This is a genomic window from Marinobacter sp. LA51, assembly GCF_030297175.1.
In the GTDB taxonomy this organism is placed as follows: Bacteria; Pseudomonadota; Gammaproteobacteria; order Pseudomonadales; family Oleiphilaceae; genus Marinobacter; species Marinobacter apostichopi.
Genome location: NZ_AP028070.1, coordinates 280,677 through 299,828, shown reverse-complemented (window position 1 = coordinate 299,828; position 19,152 = coordinate 280,677). Strand labels below are relative to the sequence as shown.

Annotated in this window: 16 protein-coding genes; 10 read left to right on the top strand and 6 right to left on the bottom strand. The window is 57.4% G+C overall.

Annotated elements, in window-relative coordinates; genetic code table 11:
• Nucleotides 1–108: 108 nt before the first annotated feature.
• Nucleotides 109–3,096, bottom strand: a complete 2,988-nt coding sequence (locus tag QUE89_RS01290; RefSeq protein WP_286221498.1) for a hypothetical protein — start codon at nucleotides 3,094–3,096, stop codon at nucleotides 109–111.
• A gap of 287 nt (nucleotides 3,097–3,383) precedes the next feature.
• Here QUE89_RS01290 and QUE89_RS01285 point away from each other — a divergent pair, with 287 nt between their 5' ends.
• From QUE89_RS01285 to QUE89_RS01240, 10 genes are all read left to right on the top strand, one after another.
• Nucleotides 3,384–3,971, top strand: a complete 588-nt coding sequence (locus QUE89_RS01285) for an RNA polymerase sigma factor (RefSeq protein ID WP_286221497.1) — start codon at nucleotides 3,384–3,386, stop codon at nucleotides 3,969–3,971.
• The gene (locus QUE89_RS01280; protein ID WP_286221496.1) at nucleotides 3,943–4,635 is read left to right on the top strand and encodes an anti-sigma factor family protein; all 693 of its coding nucleotides are present in this window, start codon (nucleotides 3,943–3,945) and stop codon (nucleotides 4,633–4,635) included. The genes QUE89_RS01285 and QUE89_RS01280 overlap by 29 nt, the downstream gene beginning before the upstream one ends.
• Nucleotides 4,632–5,102, top strand: a complete 471-nt coding sequence (locus QUE89_RS01275; protein WP_286221495.1) for a hypothetical protein — start codon at nucleotides 4,632–4,634, stop codon at nucleotides 5,100–5,102. Before QUE89_RS01280 ends, QUE89_RS01275 begins: the two co-directional genes overlap by 4 nt.
• A gap of 171 nt (nucleotides 5,103–5,273) precedes the next feature.
• Nucleotides 5,274–6,590: an outer membrane beta-barrel protein gene (locus QUE89_RS01270; RefSeq protein WP_286221494.1), complete on the top strand. Its 1,317-nt coding sequence runs from the start codon at nucleotides 5,274–5,276 to the stop codon at nucleotides 6,588–6,590.
• A gap of 371 nt (nucleotides 6,591–6,961) precedes the next feature.
• Entirely contained in the window at nucleotides 6,962–8,158 is a 1,197-nt protein-coding gene (locus tag QUE89_RS01265; protein WP_286221493.1) for an acyl-CoA dehydrogenase family protein, read from the top strand.
• 10 nt (nucleotides 8,159–8,168) lie between these two features.
• A complete protein-coding gene (locus tag QUE89_RS01260; protein ID WP_286221492.1) occupies nucleotides 8,169–9,323 on the top strand; it encodes an acyl-CoA dehydrogenase family protein in 1,155 nt (384 codons plus the stop codon).
• Between the two features lie 107 nt (nucleotides 9,324–9,430).
• Entirely contained in the window at nucleotides 9,431–10,192 is a 762-nt protein-coding gene (locus QUE89_RS01255; RefSeq protein ID WP_286221491.1) for a class II aldolase/adducin family protein, read from the top strand.
• Between the two features lie 26 nt (nucleotides 10,193–10,218).
• On the top strand, nucleotides 10,219–10,674 hold the full coding sequence (locus QUE89_RS01250) for a MaoC family dehydratase (RefSeq protein ID WP_286221490.1): 456 nt from the start codon (nucleotides 10,219–10,221) through the stop codon (nucleotides 10,672–10,674).
• Between the two features lie 326 nt (nucleotides 10,675–11,000).
• The gene (locus QUE89_RS01245; protein ID WP_286221489.1) at nucleotides 11,001–12,950 is read left to right on the top strand and encodes a methyl-accepting chemotaxis protein; all 1,950 of its coding nucleotides are present in this window, start codon (nucleotides 11,001–11,003) and stop codon (nucleotides 12,948–12,950) included.
• Between the two features lie 256 nt (nucleotides 12,951–13,206).
• Nucleotides 13,207–13,572 carry a helix-turn-helix domain-containing protein gene (locus tag QUE89_RS01240; protein ID WP_286221488.1) on the top strand — a complete coding sequence of 122 codons (366 nt, stop codon included), beginning with the start codon at nucleotides 13,207–13,209 and terminating at the stop codon, nucleotides 13,570–13,572.
• Nucleotides 13,573–13,588: 16 nt separating this feature from the next.
• Here the strand turns inward: QUE89_RS01240 and QUE89_RS01235 are convergent, their stop codons facing one another.
• The 5 genes from QUE89_RS01235 to QUE89_RS01215 form a co-directional block, all read right to left on the bottom strand.
• The gene (locus tag QUE89_RS01235) at nucleotides 13,589–14,524 is read right to left on the bottom strand and encodes a ketopantoate reductase family protein (RefSeq protein ID WP_286221487.1); all 936 of its coding nucleotides are present in this window, start codon (nucleotides 14,522–14,524) and stop codon (nucleotides 13,589–13,591) included.
• Nucleotides 14,521–16,194, bottom strand: a complete 1,674-nt coding sequence (locus tag QUE89_RS01230) for a long-chain fatty acid--CoA ligase (RefSeq protein ID WP_286221486.1) — start codon at nucleotides 16,192–16,194, stop codon at nucleotides 14,521–14,523. Before QUE89_RS01230 ends, QUE89_RS01235 begins: the two co-directional genes overlap by 4 nt.
• A gap of 23 nt (nucleotides 16,195–16,217) precedes the next feature.
• Nucleotides 16,218–17,033 carry a 5'/3'-nucleotidase SurE gene (surE, locus tag QUE89_RS01225; RefSeq protein WP_286221485.1) on the bottom strand — a complete coding sequence of 272 codons (816 nt, stop codon included), beginning with the start codon at nucleotides 17,031–17,033 and terminating at the stop codon, nucleotides 16,218–16,220.
• A complete protein-coding gene (locus tag QUE89_RS01220) occupies nucleotides 17,030–18,094 on the bottom strand; it encodes a phosphotransferase (RefSeq protein ID WP_286221484.1) in 1,065 nt (354 codons plus the stop codon). The genes surE and QUE89_RS01220 overlap by 4 nt, the downstream gene beginning before the upstream one ends.
• A gap of 149 nt (nucleotides 18,095–18,243) precedes the next feature.
• The gene (locus tag QUE89_RS01215; RefSeq protein WP_286221483.1) at nucleotides 18,244–19,011 is read right to left on the bottom strand and encodes an SDR family NAD(P)-dependent oxidoreductase; all 768 of its coding nucleotides are present in this window, start codon (nucleotides 19,009–19,011) and stop codon (nucleotides 18,244–18,246) included.
• Nucleotides 19,012–19,152: the final 141 nt, after the last annotated feature.

Sequence of the window (19,152 nt, the reverse complement as noted above, 5' to 3'; positions counted from 1 at the left end):
AAGTTTTGGGCAAAGCCTCCCCGTATGGCGAGGCTAACGCCTTGATTTACTTATTATCGTGAGAGTCGTTGGGGCGCGCCCCGGGCTCCTGGGGCGCCGTCCGCTAAATTAGAACGGCAGGGGGACTAGGCCACCGTCATCACCGCCGCCGGAACCTCCGTCAGGGTCTGCACCGGGATCGCTGTTATCCGGGTTGTCACAGTCAGTGCCGTCAATACCCTGAACCACACAGCCATTAGTCACAGATACCCCACCGGTGGAGAACAGCTCCAACAGCTGGGCAACCATCTCGTCGAAGACCGCAGCGGATGAGAAGGCTTCAGATTCCTTGGTGCCAGCAGAGATCGGATTACCGTGCGCGCCTTCGGTGTAGCGAGTGATAACGGGAAGGGTGTTGTCTCCAGCAGCTTCCTGAATGGCTGCCGCACCCATGGCCGCAGCCATTGGATCGGTACCTGCCAGCGGCATATTTTCACCGTCGATCTCAAAGCCGGTCTCGGCAATGGTGGTGCTCAGCGGAGGCAGATTGCCTTGCTCGTCTGCAGCATTCGGAATAGTGCCGTCGGTCGGCTTCTCGGGATCGGCGGGATCACCGGCGATCTCGGTCACCAGAACTGGCTGCCCTTTGTAGAGCGGAGCGAAAGCGCTCGGATCGGCCGAATCCAGCAGGCCCTGGAAGATATTGAAGTACAGATCCAGCTCAATACGACCCTGCGCCAGGATGCCGTCCGAAGCTTCATCCAAAGTAGACAACAGTCCTCTCTCTACCGCTATGGTCTTGGAGTTCTCTGCCACACGGCTGAACTGGCCACCAGTGTTGAAGAAGGTGGAAGCCGTGACAGGCACCAAGGTGTTAGTAATGCCGGCATCTTCGTTGGCGGTAATCGCGGTGTTCGTCACGTGATGAACAGCCGCACCACCCATGCCACTCAAAGAGTGGGTTACGAAGTAGACTTGGCTGGTGTCCAGAGTTGGCGAGTTGGTACAACTGCCACACGCATCTAGCGCCGCCTGAATGTTGGCCAACGAGGCATTGATGTTCAGTTGGTCAATAGCACCCTGGCGCATGTTGTCCCGGGTATTTGCGTAATTGGTGAAGTTAAGGAAGAGAGAGCCAGATCCAGGCTCTTCTACTTGATCGGCCGTCACAGCATTGAGGTCGGCGTCAGCGGCAAAGCCGAAGTGACGCTCGGTGGCTTCAGCTGAAGCACCGGCCTGGCTGGGGTCGTCACTCGTGATCGGGAACACGTTGCCCACGACACCGGTATCGAAGATGCCGTGCAACGGCTGGTCAATGCCAATGGTGACGAAGCAATCCGCTGCTGGCTCGGCCGCACACGTCAGGCCCGCTGCGGTCGCCAGCGGCAGGATAGCCGAACGATCGGTGGTGGCTGCATGCTGGTAGATAATCACCGGGAACGGCTGATTGGCAGCCAGGGTGTTACTGGGCGCCGCCACGATGATTGGGACCGTGGTATCCGTGTTTTTCTGGGCGAACGGGAAACGGTAAGTCACTCGATCTGAGGGAGACGCAGTCAGAGTGCCGGTTTCGTCGGCGCTGAAATCAGCAGCAACCCAGCTCTCAGTTTTCAGGGCACTGCCATCGCTTTCTGAGGGTACACCCAGGTAATACGGCAGAGTGATTTCACCTTCGTAGATCCGGGCGGTAACCTCGTCGCCAGCGACGGGAGTCGGATCAAACTGCAGCGCTTCGTTAATCTCATTACTGTTACGCTGGCTGAAGATAGTGACATCACGCGGCTTGGGCGTATCCAACAGCGTATCGGCGGCATCGGCCATGGCCGTCGCCTCGGCGTCCACATCGACGCTGGCATCCGTCGCTTGGGCTGCTGCTACCTGAATGACGTGGGCAATCCGGCGATCGGCTTTTACATCTGCAACCACGTCGCCATAAAGGATGGCGGTGCCGCTGCCGTTGGCGTCGGACAAGATGGTCGCCAGCGCCTCGTCATAAAGACGGAAGGACGTATCAGTGAGCGTAGCGTACAGAGCCGAATTGAGATTTTCTTCTTCGGCGCTGGCATCGCCGCCCAGCGATTGACCGCTGAGGTTATAGAAACCGTCGAACAGTTTTCCGAGTTCCTCCTGACGCTGCTCAATCTTCAACGACGAACGGAAGTAAGTGACTGGCGCGGCATTGGCCAGCAGCACATCTTCCACTGCGGTGGTGGTGATGGCTGTGGCATAGGGCACATCGTCAAAGTCAGCGGCAAAGTCGGCAGACCCCGGATACTCACGTTTGAAATCGAAATAATCGGCGGCAAGCCTGCGGGCCGGGAGCATAGCGTCACGGAACGGCTGGAAAGCCCCGTTCGACAGCACCCGATCGGGATCGGCAACCGACTGATAGATGGGCGAGCCAACCAGGGGCTCACCGTTGGCATCGACAATGTCGTTGGTCACTGCCAGCACGTACTGGGTCTTGGCCGTCAGCGGGGTCAGGGGCAACACACGGATCAGATTGTTCTGACCACCGTCGATGTCCAGCAGTTCAATCCGCACCTTCGGGGCCAACAGCTCGCTGAAGATGGTGTCGGCGGCGGCAGTATTTCCCGTCTCCTGCAAACGCAGCGCTTCCCGGTAACGGGCAGCAGGCATCAGGCCCGGCGCTTCGGTGATGAGTGCCCGAACGGTGTCGCCACTGGCGTATTCAACCGGAATCAGGAAAATGTTCTGGTCTGGGTTTGGAACAACCTCGCCGTCCACCTCGACAAAATCACGGGCATCGAGATTCTGCTGGCTATCCAGGCTGGCGCTGATCTTGACATCAATTGGCGCGAGCACCGAGGCACCGTCCATGAAACCTAGCCCCTGGGTAACAGGGTTGGCCGGGTCGCTTCCGTTCAACATGGTGCCGTCGTCCACTTCGCTCAGGAAGAACAGAGCGTCACTGGGAATGACAAACTCCGTTTCCAGGGGATCGAACAGCGGATGAGTGCCTTTTACAGTCTGACTACCGTTGATCCGGTACTCGGGGTTAGCGTTATTGCTGGTCTGACCGCCGCTTTCGAGACAGCCCGTTAGACCCAATGTGGCTGCCGACACGGCAGTGAACAACACGTTGCGGATAAACATACTCGGTCACCTTTAATAGGGTTTCTTGTAGTTCGGCGTATCCATCGCCTTTGCAGCACACCACGTAGGTCTAATTGCAATGGTTCCAAGGTGACTGAAAGTTTTTACGTAAAAACGCCTATTTTTTTGCGCAAGTGCCTGTTCATTGGAGGTTTTTCCTCGTGCTTTTTTTTACAATATCGGCATACCCCTAAGTCGCACGCGCTGGTAGACTGCATATCTGTAATAAATGAAACCAGATTTCTGCCGCACGATCCCCGTGCAAGGTGATCATCAGGGGTACCCATTTGGCCTTGCTTCCGTTTCGCCAGTCCAAGTCAAAACGCTTCGAGCGCCTGGTCCATCCACACCTAAGAACCCTGCATACGTTCGCGTACCGGCTAACCGGCAACCAGCACGATGCTGAAGACCTGGTTCAGGATGTAGTGACCAAACTGTTCCCAAAAGTGGACGAGCTTGAACGGGTGGAAGAACTGCGCCCCTGGCTGCACCGGGTGTTGTACCGCCACTTCGTGGATACCCTGCGCAAGCGGCCGGTCGGACGCGAAACCAGCGCCAGCGCCCTGGACCGGCCGGACCAGCAGACTACGTTCCTGGAGTCACTGCCGAGCAACGAACCTGACCCCATGAGCCACACTGACAACGATCGGCAGAGCACCCTGCTCCGTCGCCTGATCAGTGAATTACAGCCCGACCAGCGAACCCTGTTGCTGATGCACGACTCTGAGGGCTGGCGCCAGGAGGACATCGCCGAAGTACTGGGCGTGCCCCTGGGAACCATCAAATCCAGACTTCATCGAGTGCGGGCACAACTGCGCGAAAAATTGCAAAAGGAGTTGGAACCTTTTGAGACACGGCAACGTGGATGTCAATGAGGTGAACGCGATGAACTGCAGCGACTTTAAAAACGATGTGGATGCCCTGGCCGTTGGCGAGGTGCCTGAAACAACCGAACGCGCTCTGCGTGACCACGCAGCATCGTGCGACGATTGCGCCATGGCACTGGCCACTGCGCAGTACATCGCCGAACAGCTTGCTCGCGATCATGCGCCCGAACCTGACAGCGATTTTGAAACGCGCATCCTGAACCAGGCGACCGGGCAAACTAAAAAATCCGGGCACGCTCCCGTCTGGGGAGGCGCAATTGCAGCTGCACTGGCAGTGGGTATTTTAATTGGCAGCCAGTTTTCGTCGACGCCGGTAGAGGTAGGCACCGAGGTTGCCGACACCTCAGTGCCCGCAGCGACGGGCATAGCCAGCCCGCAACAACAGACGGTCCGCGTGGCATTTACGTCTGCGCAAGCGGTTGAAAATGTAACGCTTACCCTCGAGTTGCCGCCCAACATGGAGCTTACTCCATTCCCCGGGCGCCACAAGGTAAGCTGGAAAGTAAACCTGAAACCCGGGGACAATCTGCTGGCACTGCCAGTGAATGTTCTCTTCCCGGGCGAGGGGACGCTCGTCGCCCACTTGGGTGAGGGCGAAAAGCGAAAGACCTTTAAAACTGACATTGGCAAACAAATGGAGCCATCGTCATGACATTACGGAAGATATCATCCGCACTATTCGTCAAGGCGCTCCTGATGGGATCGCTGCTGGCGCCGGGACTGGCTGCAGCACAATCGGATCTCGACATCACCATGCGCATGGTTGCCGATGACGAAGAGCTTGACTCGTCGTTTGTGCAGGAAATGCAGATTCCGGATTCGGTCACCGAGCTGGAAGGCGATGAAGGCTTCGAGACCCTGGATGCAAGCGAGCTTTCAACGGAAGCCCAAGAGCTGTCCGAGAGCCTCTCGCTGCAAGCCCGAGAAACACGGGATGCTCTGGGCGTTGAGCTGCCTGGTGAATCCGAGTTTGAACAACCGGGCGTTGAATTGCCGGGGGTAGACCTGCCTGGAGGCGATCTTCCTGAGCCGGATCTGCCTATTGGCGATCTGCCGGATACCGATCTGGATCTGCTGGAGGACGGCACCTCGACTATCAACGGCGTTACCGGCCAATAACAACGCTTGCCCAACAGCCCGGCAAGCTCTCCAGATGCGTAACGGTGCCGTTAACGTAGACTTCCCCTTTGCTATGTGATTTCCCCCTTAGTGTGCTAGGTTAAGCCTTTCGTACCAGAGACATGGAACGTTCGAAAGGCTTAACCTTTTTCAGCTTCGAGGGAAATCCGCTTGTTGTCTCGACTTTCTTTGCTGCTGTTTTTGACGCTGCACATCCTCGCGCCAGGCATCGCGCATGCCGACACCAAAACCTCAACAGCCAAACAGCAGATGCGAGCGGGCATCACCGCCTTTCAGAACAACGATCTTGAGCAGGCCCGAAAACTCCTGGAGGCCGCCGCAACCAAGCTTGATTCCCGAGCTTTGACCTACAACCTCGGCGTGCTCTATTACAAGCTGGGCGAATATGACTTGGCGGAAAACAGGTTTCGCCAACTCCTGGATACCAAACAACGCGGACTCGCCTTCTATAATATGGGCTTGGTAGCACTGGCCCAGGACCACCCACGTAAAGCTCGCACCGCTTTCCGCAATGCCGCCATTGAAAGCGCCGAAGACAAACTCGGCAAACTGGCACGTGCCCAACTCAAAGACCTGGGCGACATTCCACCCCCCAGCCAATGGCAGGGCCTGATTTCCCTTGCCGGTGGCTATGAAGAAAACATCGGACTGTTCCCGGACACCGCTCCAAGCAGTGTCGACGACAGCTTTCTGGAATCCGTCGGCGTAGTCTCCGGCTACCCGGTGCGCAAAGGCAACGATGCCATGAAGGCTCAGTTGCAATTGTACGGCCGGCAGTACGCCAGCGAACAAGATTTCAACACCCACCTCGTCCGGCTCGACACAGCCTGGGAACGGTCATCTGCGCCTTATCGATTCAGCCTTGGCATTGGCGGCGACCAGCTCTGGCGCGGTGGAAGTTCCCAGGAGCAGCGCGCGCGCCTGTCCGGACAGATTGCCACCAGCGCCTGCCAACTCAGCTCCGAAGCCGCTCGCTGCACCGTTTCCGTCGATGCGGAACAGGTCTACGCCGATACACGGCTCGACGCCTACGATGGCCAGCACTACCGTCTCGACCTACGCTATAAGGCGAAACAGGATGCCTGGCGTGGCGATGTCCGCTATCGGCTGGATTACGATGATCGGGAAAACTTCGACACCGGCACCGAGTTTTACAGCGTCTCGCCCATGGGTCAGACCCTGAGGTTCGGCATTGGCTACGCGTTCACCCCAGCATTCGAACTGGGCACGTCCGCAGGCTATCGCCTCAACTATTATCGTACCGCTCACCGGTTGCAAACGGCCGAGGGCCTACTGGTGATCAACCGCAAGGATCACCGTTACACGGTGGGCATTGATGGTGAATACCGGCTCAATCCCACACTCTCCCTGCTACTGGATGTGCAGGTGGTGAAAAACGACAGCAACATTGCCCGCTACGATTACGATCGCCAAACCGCCAGCCTGGGCGTGGCCGTTCGCCTCTAGCGGCGACAGCTATTCGAACACGCCTACCGGCCCGGCAAGAGCCTGAACCTCGCTTACGATTTTACAAACGCTCACCCCTTGCTGAACAAAGTTAGCCGCCACCGCCCGTCGGAGCTGCCTCGTCGACGTTCATCACGCTGAAAGCGTTTCTATAACCAGATTCCGCCTGTCGGTACAGGCTTTCGTATTAAATTCGTTTTTCAGTAAACTTTTCCGTCAGAATCGTCCGATTCATATTTCTCAAAGCCATTTTTACAGGATTTGAACGATTATGTTTCATTGACATTGACACGTGCGCTGTTAGTGACGGATCATTGGGTAATTCTGCTATGCGGTATATATTTTCGCTGTGACGCCAAACGAGGTTGCCCATGAACATGAACTACACAGCCGAGGAGCTCGCCTTCCGCGACGAAGTACGCGCGTTCCTGGATGACAAGCTACCGGCGGACATCGCCGCCAAGGTCAAAGCGTTCCGCCCACTGACCAAGGACGACCACCAGCGCTGGCAAAAGATTCTCAGCGCCCAGGGCTGGTACGCCACCCACTGGCCGGAAGAGTACGGCGGCGTTTCCTGGTCACCGGTTCAGAAACACATCTGGGACGAAGAATCGTCCCGCTACGGCGTTCCCCGTTCGGTACCATTCGGCGTCAACATGGTCGCCCCGGTTATCATCAAATTCGGCAATGAAGAGCAGAAGCAGACGTACCTGCCCCGCATCCTCAGTGGCGAAGACTGGTGGTGCCAGGGTTATTCTGAACCCGGTGCCGGCTCCGACCTGGCGTCCCTGAAGACCCGGGCGGTGCGCGACGGTGATCACTACATCGTGAACGGTCAGAAGACCTGGACCACGCTGGGTCAGCACGCCAACATGATTTTCTGCCTGGTTCGAACCAACACCGAAGTGAAAGCCCAGGAAGGCATTTCGTTCCTGCTGATCGATATGGACAATCCGGGCATTACCGTGCGCCCGATCATCACGCTGGATGGCGAACACGAGGTCAACGAGGTCTTCTTTGAAGACGTCAAAGTGCCGGTGGAAAACCTGGTGGGCGAGGAAGACAAAGGTTGGACCTACGCCAAATTCCTGCTGACCTACGAGCGCACCGGCCTGGCCGGAATTGGTCTGTCCAAGGCAGCACTGGCACACCTCAAGCAGCTCGCGTCCCGTCGCCTCAAGAACGGCCGGCCATTGATCGAGGACACAACCTTCAGCCAGCGCATCGCCAAGGTGGAGATTGACCTGACCGCTGCCGGTATCAGCAACCTGCGCATCATCGCCTCGGTTGAAGGCGGCGGTGTACCGGGTGCGGAAAGCTCCATGCTGAAGGTAAAGGGCACCGAGATCCGGCAATCGATCAACGATCTGGCGCGCCGGGCCATTGGCCCCTATGCCCTGCCGTTTGTTGAGGAAGAGCTGGCCGACGGTTTTGACGGCGAGTACCTCTCGGACGAGCACGCTGCGCCCTTGTCGGCCCACTACTTCAATAACCGCAAGCTCTCGATTTTTGGCGGATCCAACGAGATCCAGAAAAACATCGTGTCAAAAATGATTCTTGGGCTTTAAGGAGGCGACCATGGATTTCCGACTGAATGAAGAGCAGCAGATGCTGCAGGACACCGTGGCCCGCCTGGTTCGCGGCGAGTACAGCTTTGAAAAACGCCTGGAATTCAGTGAAACCGAAGCCGGTTTCAGCGAAGCATTCTGGGGCCAGCTCAGTGAGCTGGGCTTGACCGCGGTGCCCTTTTCCGAGGAACTCGGTGGCTTTGGCGGCGGTGGCGTTGAAGTCCAGTCCGTGATGACGGAACTGGGCCGCGGCCTGTGCCTGGAGCCGTATCTGCAATCCGTTATCCTCGGTGGCGGCCTGATCGCCCAGGCGGGTAACGACAGCCAGCAAGAGCAATGGTTGGGCGGAATTGCCAGCGGCGAGCTGAAAGCGGCCGTGGCCCTGCAGGAACCCCAGAGCTTCTACGACCTGAACGATGTCGCCACCCGCGCTGAAAAGTCCGGTGACGGCTATGTCCTGAATGGTCGCAAAGCCGTGGTCATCGCCGGCCACTGCGCCGACCTGATCCTGGTTTCTGCCCGCACCTCTGCCCCCAATTCTGGCGACACCCGCGATGCCGATGGTATCAGCCTGTTTGCCCTGAGCCCGGACACCGCCGGCCTTGAGCGTCGCACCTACCCGACCATTGATGGCTCCAAAGGCTGCGACATCACCCTGAACAATGTTCAGGTAGGTGCAGACGCCCTGCTCGGCGAAGAAGGCAAAGCTGCCGATGTCATCGAATACCAGAGTGGCCGTGCTATCGCGGCCCTGTGTGCCGAGGCAGTAGGAGTAATGGAAGTCGCCAACGAGCTGACCCTGGACTACCTTAAACAGCGCAAGCAGTTTGGCGTGCCCATCGGCAAGTTCCAGGTGCTGCAGCATCGCATGGTCGACATGATGTCCGAGCTGGAACAGGCTCGCTCCATGGCGATCCTGGCCGCCAGTGTTGCCGATGTCGAGCAGAGTGACGAGCGTCGGCGTATCCTGAGTGCCGCCAAAAACGTTATCGGACGCAGTGGCCAGTTCATTTCCGAGAACGGCATCCAGTCCCACGGCGGCATTGGTATGACTTGGGAATACAATTTTGCGCACTACGCCAAGCGGTTGATCGCCATCAACCATCAGCTGGGCGACGACGACTTCCACCTGGAGCGGTACGCCAACCTGTTACAGGTCGGCTGACACCGTCATTAGCGAGTCCGGGACCTCCCCCTTCGAGTCTGAGGTCCTGTTCAGGGGGTGTCCGCAAGGTCACCCCCTTTTTTGTTCCGATCCATTGAGGTGAACCAATGACAACAAGCACCGAGCATCCGGAAAGCAAAGCCCTGCACAAGGCTGAATGGCAGGTTCGTACCGAGCTGGCCGCCGCCTATCGTTTAGTGGCGCTGTTTGGCTGGGACGATCTGGTCTTTACCCACCTGTCCGCCCGCGTGCCCGGCCCGGAGCATCACTTTCTGATCAACCCCTATGGTCTGCTATTCCATGAAATCACCGCCTCGTCGCTGGTGAAAGTGGACCAGGACGGCCAGGTGGTGGCCGCAGGAGGCCTGGGCCGGGTCAATCCCGCCGGCTTCACGATTCACAGTGCCGTGCACATGGGCCGGGACGACGCCGGCGCGGTGATGCACCTGCACGCCGCTGACGGTGTCGCGGTGTCCGCGCATCGGGACGGCCTGCTACCACTGAGTCAGACCGCCATGCTCTGCCTGGACCATCTCAGCTATCACGATTACGAAGGCGTGGCCCTGAACCTGGACGAGCGCGAACGACTGATCAGCGATCTGGGCAACAAATCGATGATGATGCTGCGCAATCATGGGGTACTGACCGCTGGTCAGACCGTGCCGGAAACCTTCACCTACCTGTACTTCCTGATGAAAGCCTGCGAGATCCAGGTCAAAGCCCAGAGCTGCGGGCCCACCTGGATGCCGTCGGAACAGGCAATACAGACCACCGCCGAGCAGTCGCAGAACCTGGGCGCCGCGGCCAAGCTGACCTGGCCGGCCCTGTTGCGCCTGCTGGACAGCAAAAACCCCGGCTACGCGGTGTAAACGATGGAACCAACAAGGAGTATGCCGTGCTGACCCCGACACTCGAAGAATTGAACGACTACAAGGGCAAGGTGATCGGCCACAGCCCCTGGCAGACCATCTCCCAGGACATGATCCAGGCTTTCGCCGATGCCACCGGCGATCACCAGTGGATTCATGTGGATGTGGAGCGTGCCCGTCTGGAAAGCCCCTGGGGCAGTCCGGTGGCTCACGGCTTTCTGACCGTGTCGCTGATTCCCAAGCTGAATACCCAAGTGCTTCAGGTCAGCGGCATCAGCGCCAGCATCAACTACGGTTTGAACAAACTGCGCTTTCCGTCGGCAGTGAAATCCGGCTCAGACATCCGCTCGCGGATGGAATTGATCGATGTCACCCGAGTAGATGAACAAAGATACTTGGCCAGCTACCACACCACGGTGGAGATCAAGGGCGAGGAAAAACCGGCCTGCGTGGCTGAAAGCCTGGTGATGTACATCCGATGAATCAATGGTGGTCATCTTATCCGATGGGTGACCGCCCCTTTCGCCAACCCACAATGTCGCACTCCCCTAAGCAAAGACTCCTAAAAAGTCATTTCAAAAGCACCAATTATAAAATGCCGTCAATAAAAACTCACATGCTAAAAGTTTTATTTAAAGCATATATAAGAACAAAAACAGCAAAATATTAGACAACATCACACTCTTATATATAGTATTTTATTAATAACATTACCTTGATTTAATGACGGAATTATTAACATCTCTCGCCAAAACGGTAGCTAACGGACGGAGCCACTACTACCGGCACTGATCACCGGATCTCCAGAATGCAGCGTTTCATATCGAACACCTCGGTAAAAGTTAAGCTTTTATCGGCTTTTGGTCTCGTGCTTTTCTTAATTGCCTGCACCGCCCTATTCTCTTATTCAGCTTTCCAGGATGTATTTGACCGGATTGATAAAACCAGCTCCGTTTCCACAATAAACAATTACCTTGACGAAGCCCGTTTCAACGAAAAAAACTATTTTCTTCGTGGCCAATCCCGCTACATCGATGACACCAATCAAGCCATTGATTCTGCCAGCGCCGTCGCCGCAGCTGCCGAGGTCCGATTTGAGACTCCGAGCAAAAAAGAAGGTATGAGACTCATTCAAAAGGACCTTTCGGATTATCGCGACGCATTCCAGAGGATGGTTGAGCAAAAAACCGCCAGCGAAACCGCTCTGAATTCAATGGAAGCCCGTGCCCGAGAGGCGGTCGACGGTTTCGTGGAACTAGAGCAGTTCTTCCAGACTCGATCACAACAACAACTATCAGCGGGTCAGGAATTGAAGGCGCGAGAGACCATGCTCAAGGTCCGCCGTTCAGGTGAGTTAGCTCGGGAAATGTTAGACGCCCGTCGCATCGAAAAGAACTTCGTACTGTCCGAAAGCTCCGACGATGCAGCAGCATTGAAAAAGCGCCTGTCAGCTATTCAGGAAGGCACCGAAGAACTTGCAGACTATGCCACCACCCAAGTCGCAAAGGACCGGATTGCCGAACTCGGACAAGCCATCAGTGCCTACGAGAAAACCTTTTCCACACTAATCCAGAACATCGCAAACATGACTCAGGATGAAGCCCATGTTACCGAGCTTGCACGAGACTCTCGGAAACAGGTAGAGCTGGCCGTGGCGAGCGAGCAGGCCGCCATGGCGAAGACCAGGGACAGCGCATTAATGATCCTGCTTCTCGCCACAGTCGTCGCCGTGGTTGTCGGCACCGGATCGGCACTGTTGATCACCCGTGCCATTGTAAATCCTTTAGAGCAACTCATCGCCCACGCCAGCAAGGTGGCTGATGGTGACTTATCTCACAACATAGAAACTGATCGAAAGGACGACCTGGGCAAGCTAATGATGGCGATGCAGGTCATGACCGAGAATCTCCGGCACATGGTCAAGGAAGTATCAGAGGGCATTTCACAGATTGCCAGTTCCGCCGAGGAGTTGTCGGCAGTTACTCAGCAGACCAGAGCCGGCGCAACACAGCAGCGGGACCAGACTGATCAAGTCGCCACAGCGATGAATGAAATGACAGCCACCATCCAGGAGGTCGCTCAGAATGCAGAAGCGGCTGCCCACTCTGCTTCCGATTCGGACACTCGCGCTAAAGAGGGGTATAAGGTGGTATCCACAGCGATGAGTAAGATCGAAACCTTATCTCAGAACATTGATGACACGGCAGGACAAATCTCCAAGCTAAGAGATGACAGTGCAAACATTGGCTCCATACTGGATGTCATTCGCGACATTGCCGAACAGACGAATCTGCTGGCATTAAACGCAGCAATCGAAGCAGCTCGGGCCGGTGAACAGGGGCGTGGATTTGCGGTCGTTGCTGACGAAGTTCGTGCGCTGGCGCGTCGAACTCACGATTCCACTGGGGAAATTGAAACTCTGGTCAAGAACCTTCAGCAAGGTGCCTACAACGCAGTCGAAAGCATGCACAGCAACAGTGAGAGCGCGGAGTCGTCAGTCCACACCTCTCGCACAGCCGGGGAAGCTCTCTCCAGCATTGCCGATTCCGCTGCGACCATTCAGTCAATGAATCAACAGATTGCAACTGCCGTAGAGGAACAGACGTCGGTCGCCGAGGAGATCAGCGAAAACGTCATCAGTATTCGCGAAGTAACCGACCAAAACGCCTCCGCCAACGACCAAATCGCTGTCTCATCCAACGATCTGGCTCAGCTTGGCAGTGACCTCAAGCGGATTTCCGGACGTTTCAAATTGTGACTGGTTAGAGTAGGTCCAGCGCGGGGAGGGGGCAGAAGGTTACAACACACTGAATCCGGACTAATCTGTTAAGAACAGTCTTGACCACCACAAACCGCCCCGCGCTTATTGCCTATAAGGCTATTTTCTCGGCCCTTTATGTGCCTTATGCACCTTTGTTTGCAGGAATAATTAAACGTAACATCGTCGCCTTGGAAATCAGAGAAAGCGCATGAACTTAGGGCAGGCAATCAGACGTTTGAGGAAGCAGCAGGGCATGACCCTTGCGGAGTTGGCTGAACGCAGTGAATCCCACGTAGGCAATCTGTCACGAATCGAACGAGGGCTAGCGAGGCCCAGTCTCGAACTGCTGCACCGGCTGGCCCTGGCGTTGGATCTTTCCCTTACGGACATATTTTCAGTTGCCGAACGAAAGCAGCTCGATTCTGAGCAGGTAGCTCTCAATGCTGCCTTCATCTCCCTGATTGAAGAGGACCGGCAACTGCTTCTTGATTTCGCTGAGCTTTTACAGCGCCGTTCCACTCAATCGTTAAGCGATGTTAGCGTCGGCCAAGACTCCCTGCCTGCCAACAAAACCGGTACAGATCCTACTGAAAACGAGTCGGAAAAGACCTCCGAATAATATCCTCCCCTGCTCCTCAGGCACGGCCTTCCAGGCTGGCACGCATCTTAAGCGTCACCAGCACCGTGTTCAGGTGTGGCACCGCAATGCCATGGCGTTCAGCCAAAGCAACCACATTGCCCAATACGGCATCCCGTTCAATAGGCCGATCGTTCAGATAGTCCAGCGCCATGCTGTTCTTGTAGGGCGGCATCTTGCGGGTACCCTCAATGTTCTGCTCAATCAGCGACTCCTCCATGGGGTAACCTTCTGCGTCAGCGACTGCCATCACTTCCCGGATCATGGCCCGAATCAGTGCCTCACCACCCTCGGTATCGAGAATAGTCCGGGTGTCCGCGCCATTGGCGATCACCGATAGCGGATTGAACGGGGTATTCCACAGGCATTTGCGCCAGCGCTCTCCCACCACGGCCTCGGTCAGGTCCACCTTGATACCGCCCTCAATGAACAGGCCGGACAGGGTTCGGCAATCCTCACTGATACCCTCGGGGTAACTCCCCATCACCAGCTTGCCGTAGGCCTTGTGTTCAACCACTCCGGGCTCGGTGCGACTGGCCGCGATGAATGCCAGGCAGCTGATCAGCGGATTATCCGGGTAGGCCTCCGCCAGCTCCCGTTCGATATCCAGACCGTTCTCGATCAGCACCAGCCGGGTATTGGGGCCCATCCAGGGGCGTACCAGCTCGGCACGGTCGGTGCCCGGCAGTACCTTCACACACAGGATCAGGTAGTCCGGCGGGGATTGCGGACTGTCGCCATCGCGGTAGACCTGGTCCGGCCGATAGGAGAGATCCCCGAGCGGACTGGAAATGCGAATGCCGTTTTCTTTCACCGCCTCGTACTCGGAACGCAGAACGGTGCTGACCGAGCAACCGGCCTGCTTCAGAATGGCCCCGTAAAAGCTGCCGATAGCACCGGCGCCGACTATTAGAATGCTGGGTTTATCACTCATGCGGTTTTATTCCTGGCTTCCCACTCTTGTTCCTGCAGCGCGCGCCACATCAACTTGCCGGTGGGCGACTTGGGCAACGCGTCGACAAATTCAACGATCGCCGGCACCTTGTAGGCCGCCATCTGTTCCTTGCACCAACCGGTGATGTCCTCGACCGAAGTAGCGCCCTCCGCCTCCGGAGTCAGCACGATGCAGGCCTTCACGGTTTCGCCGCGCTTGGGGTCAGGCGAGGAGATAATGCAAACCTCATGGATGGCCGGATGGCGGTACATCAGTGCCTCAACCTCGGACGGCCAGACCTTGAAGCCGGAGGCATTGATCATACGCTTGACCCGGTCGACCATGAAGAAATAGCCGTCCTCATCGTAATAGCCCAGATCGCCGGTGCGGAAGAATTGCTTGCCGTCGATTTCCACAAAGGCCGCTTCGGTTTCCGCCGGCCGGTTCCAGTAGCCCTTCGTCACCTGCGGGCCATTGGATACAATTTCGCCAGTCTCTCCGGGCGCCTTCTCTTCCAGGGTATCGACATCAATGATGCGGCTATCGACATCAAACACCGGGATTCCCAGACACTGGGCCTTGGGATTGGCGTTCGGGTTGATGTGGGTGGCGGCCATGGTCTCGGAGAGGCCGTAGCCCTCAATGTAATCCAGGCCGGTCAGTTTCTTCAGCTTCTCGGCGACGGCGACCGGCATGGCAGCACCGCCACCGCCAATCATATTCAGGCTGGTCAGATCGTATTGGCCGATGTCCGGGTTGGACAGGAAATCCACCGCCATGGTGACGATGTTGGTCCAGCCGGTCACTTTATAGCGTTCAATCAACCGGGAGGCGGTGGTGCGGTCCCATCGGGTCATGATCACCGAGGTCGCACCACAGTATATAGGGCCGTTCATTGAGCCGGTCATGCCGGTCACGTGGAAGAACGGCAGGGTCGCCAGCTGCACACTGTCCTGGGTACTCAGGTTCCAGAACACCCGGTGCACAGCCGTGGCCATCACCGATCGATGGGTATGCATGCAGCCCTTGGGCGCACCAGTGGTGCCGGAACTGTAGGGAATCACCGCCAGGTCATCCGGACCGGCGGTGTGCTCGGCCGGCACCCGAGCCTCTGCCATGGCGGCTTCCCAGCTCACCAGGCCCGGAACGTCGTCAGACCAGGCCGGAGCGGACACCTCCGCCGGCAGCTTCAGATCGGTGTCAGGCTTGATGTAAGTGCTGTAGGAGGCCACCACTACCCGCTCCAGATCGGTCTCCGCCAGCAGCGGGGTAATAAAGCCCTCCAGCTCCTGACCCGCCAGGCACACGTGGGCACCGGTATCGGCAATGTAATGCTCCAGCTCGGCCGAACGGTTCATCGGGTTAACCGGAATGACCACGGCGTCGGCGCGCAGGATGGCGTAGTAGGAAATCACATACTGCGGCGAGTTCTGCATGTACAACAGCACCCGATCACCCTTCTGCACGCCCTGGGACTGGAGGTAACCGGCCATGGCCTCAACTTCCGTCAACAGGCGACGATAGGTGATAGGCGCGTCGTAGAAGATGATCGCAGTATGATCGGGAAACCGCCGCGCCGAGATCTCCAGGTTGGTGAAGAGGCTGGTCTTCGGCAAGGTCATGGTTTTTGGCAGTTCGTGCGGCCATACCTTGTGGTGGCGTGTGAACATGTTTGCTGTACTCCCAGTGTTAGTCAGTCAGCCGCAGAGGCGGCCAAATCGAATTCGGTGCTGCCCCCAGGCAGCGGATCCTCGTGCCGTAAAGGCTGGATGGCGATCGCTTTTTCCCGCAGCACCGAAACATCGGCATCCGGCTCGACGATGTGCCGGGAATCGCGATCAAAGCCCAGCCACCAGTACGGCAGGCTGCGGGCATCCTTGCCGGCCAGCAGCCGGGACCTTTGAATGGAGCCGGTAGATTGCCGGCACCAGCGCGCCAGCTTGATATCATCCGCGTCGCAGGCTGGAAAGTTCACGTTCCAGGCGCGGACTTCGGAGCTTTGCCAGAGTTTGCGGACAACCGTCTCGCCAAATTGCCGGACCGGGTCCCATTGAATACCCTCGCGGGACAGGAACGCCTGGCTCAGGGCGATGGCTGGAATGTTCATGTGCAAGGCGCTGAGGACAGCGCCCACGGTGCCGGAGTACTGCACCGAATCGCTGATATTGGCGCCGCAATTCACCCCGGAGAGAACCAGATCCGGCGGCGTTTCCTCAAACCACTTGGCCAGAGAATAGAGCACGCAATCGGCCGGGGTACCAGACACCGCGTAACGCCGTGTCCCGGTTTCATACACCCGCAGGGGATCATGAATAGAGATGCTCTGGCCGGCGCCACTGCGATCGTGCTCCGGAGCAACAATCCAGACTTCGTTGGCCAGCTTGCGGGCAATCGCCTCAAGGATCGCAAGCCCCGGCGCGTTGATGCCGTCGTCATTGGTAATCAGGATGCGCTCAACGATGGGGCCGGTATCTACTGTCGCTTCACTCATGGCTGTCTTCTCGCTCATGGCTGTACTCCTTCACTGGCAATCTTCCAGCCAACCTGGGCCAGCAGGCTGGCGCGCTTGCCCACATCCAGGGCATTGGCGTTGGCGGCATTGCCATCCAGAGCCCGTTTGTAGACACCCTGCAGGATAGCCGCCAGGCGGAATAGCGAAAACGCCAGGTATACGTGCCAGTCGTCGATGCCATCCCGGCCGCTCTGGTCACAATAGCGCTTGATGGTCTCCTGCTCGGTTGGAATACCCAGCGCTTCCAGATCCTCGCCCAACAGACCGCGCATGCCTTCCAGATCTGACGGCAGGTGGTACGGCAGGCAGTAATAGGCCAGGTCCGCCAGCGGATGCCCCAGGGTCGACAGTTCCCAATCCAAGATCGCGATAACCTGCGGGCTATCAGGTGCCAGCATCAGGTTTCCGAACCGGTAATCACCGTGAGCAATGGCGCACTCGTCGGTCGACGGCAAGTTCTCAGGCAGCCATTCGATCAGCTTGTCCATTTCGGGCAGATCGTCGGTTTTCGACGCGAGGTACTGCTTGGTCCAGCGTGAAACCTGCCGGGCCACATAGCCCTCAGGCCGACCATAGTCACCCAGACCGATGGCATTCACGTCCACCGAATGCAATGCCGCCAGAGTGTCGATGGCCGAATGATGGGCTGGCCGCCGCTCGGCTTTGTCCAGCGACCGCAGGGCCGAGTGGCTGACGATCCGGCCGTCCATGAAGTCCATGACGTAAAACGGCGTGCCAATAACCTCGCTGTCTTCGCACAATACCCGAGCCTTCGGCACCGGCACTGAGGTGTTGTCAGCGAGGGCGCGGATGACTTTGTACTCGCGTTCCACCATGTGGGCCGATGGCAGAGTTTTGCCCGGCGGCTTTTTGCGCAGCACATAGCGGCCGCTGTCGGTATCCAGCAGAAACGTGGGGTTGGACTGGCCACCCTGGAACTGCTGGACCTGCAGGCGATTGCCGAATCCTGGGATGGCTTGTTGTAGCCAGGCCAGGAGGTTGGCTTCGTTGAATTTGTGGGCTGGCAGGACGTCTACCAGCTCTGGGTTAGTGCTCATTTTGTTCTTTGCCTTTATTTAGGGGGCAGCGGCCGGCAGGCGGGGGCGCCTTTCTTCTGGGAAAAATAACTCGCTGCGCTCAGACATTTTTTTCCCGGCAGAAAGACACCCCCACCCACCAGCCTTGGCATACCTTTATCTGAATACCCTTAACAGATTGTTTCGCCGCCGTCGGCTACGATGACTTGGCCGGTGATGTAGGCGCTGGCCTTGGTTGATAAAAAGACCGCCAGGCCGGCGATGTCGACGGGGTCGCCGATTCTTCTTAGGGGTGTTTTGTCTTCGGCGCGTTTTACTCGAACCGGGTCTTCCCACAAGGCTTTGGCAAAATCGGTTTTGATCAGGCCGGGGGCGATGCTATTGATGCGAATGCCTTTCGGACCCCACTCCACCGCCAGGTTTCGGGCCAGGGCCGCTTCGGCGGCTTTGGATACGCCGTAGGTGCCGATGGTGGTGTTGCCGCGAATACCGGCGATGCTGGACAGCAAGACCACCGCACCCTCACCATTCTCCGCCATCTGCGGCAGTACCATATTGGTAAGCCAGAAGGTGCCTTTGACGTTGGTGTCCATGATCTTGTCCCAGGCCTCGTCGGTCATCTCGGACGTTGGGCCGTACACGGGATTGGTGGCTGCGTTGCACACCAACACGTCGATGGCACCCCAGGCTTCGTTGGTCTTTTCGACCAGACTCTGGAGGTCTTCCTTCTTGCCTACGTGACAGGGAATGGCGATGGCCTCGTAGCCCTGCTCTTTCAGCTCATTCGCGACCTGCTCGCAGGCCTCGGCTTTGCGGCTGGAGATCACCACTTTTGCACCCAGGCGAGCCATTTCTTCGGCAATGGAACGGCCAATACCTTTGGTGGAGCCAGTGACCAGGGCAACCTTGCCAGTCATATCAAAAAGCGGGTTGTTCATCGTTCGATCCTCATACTCACAAGATGGCGGAGCGTGCGAACAGGGGCCTTCCGGGACTGTGAAAAACAGGGAAGTTTTTCACAAGCCTACAGGGACGTATTAACGGCGTGTCTCGGAAGGCCCCTGTTTGCGTGGTCCCTC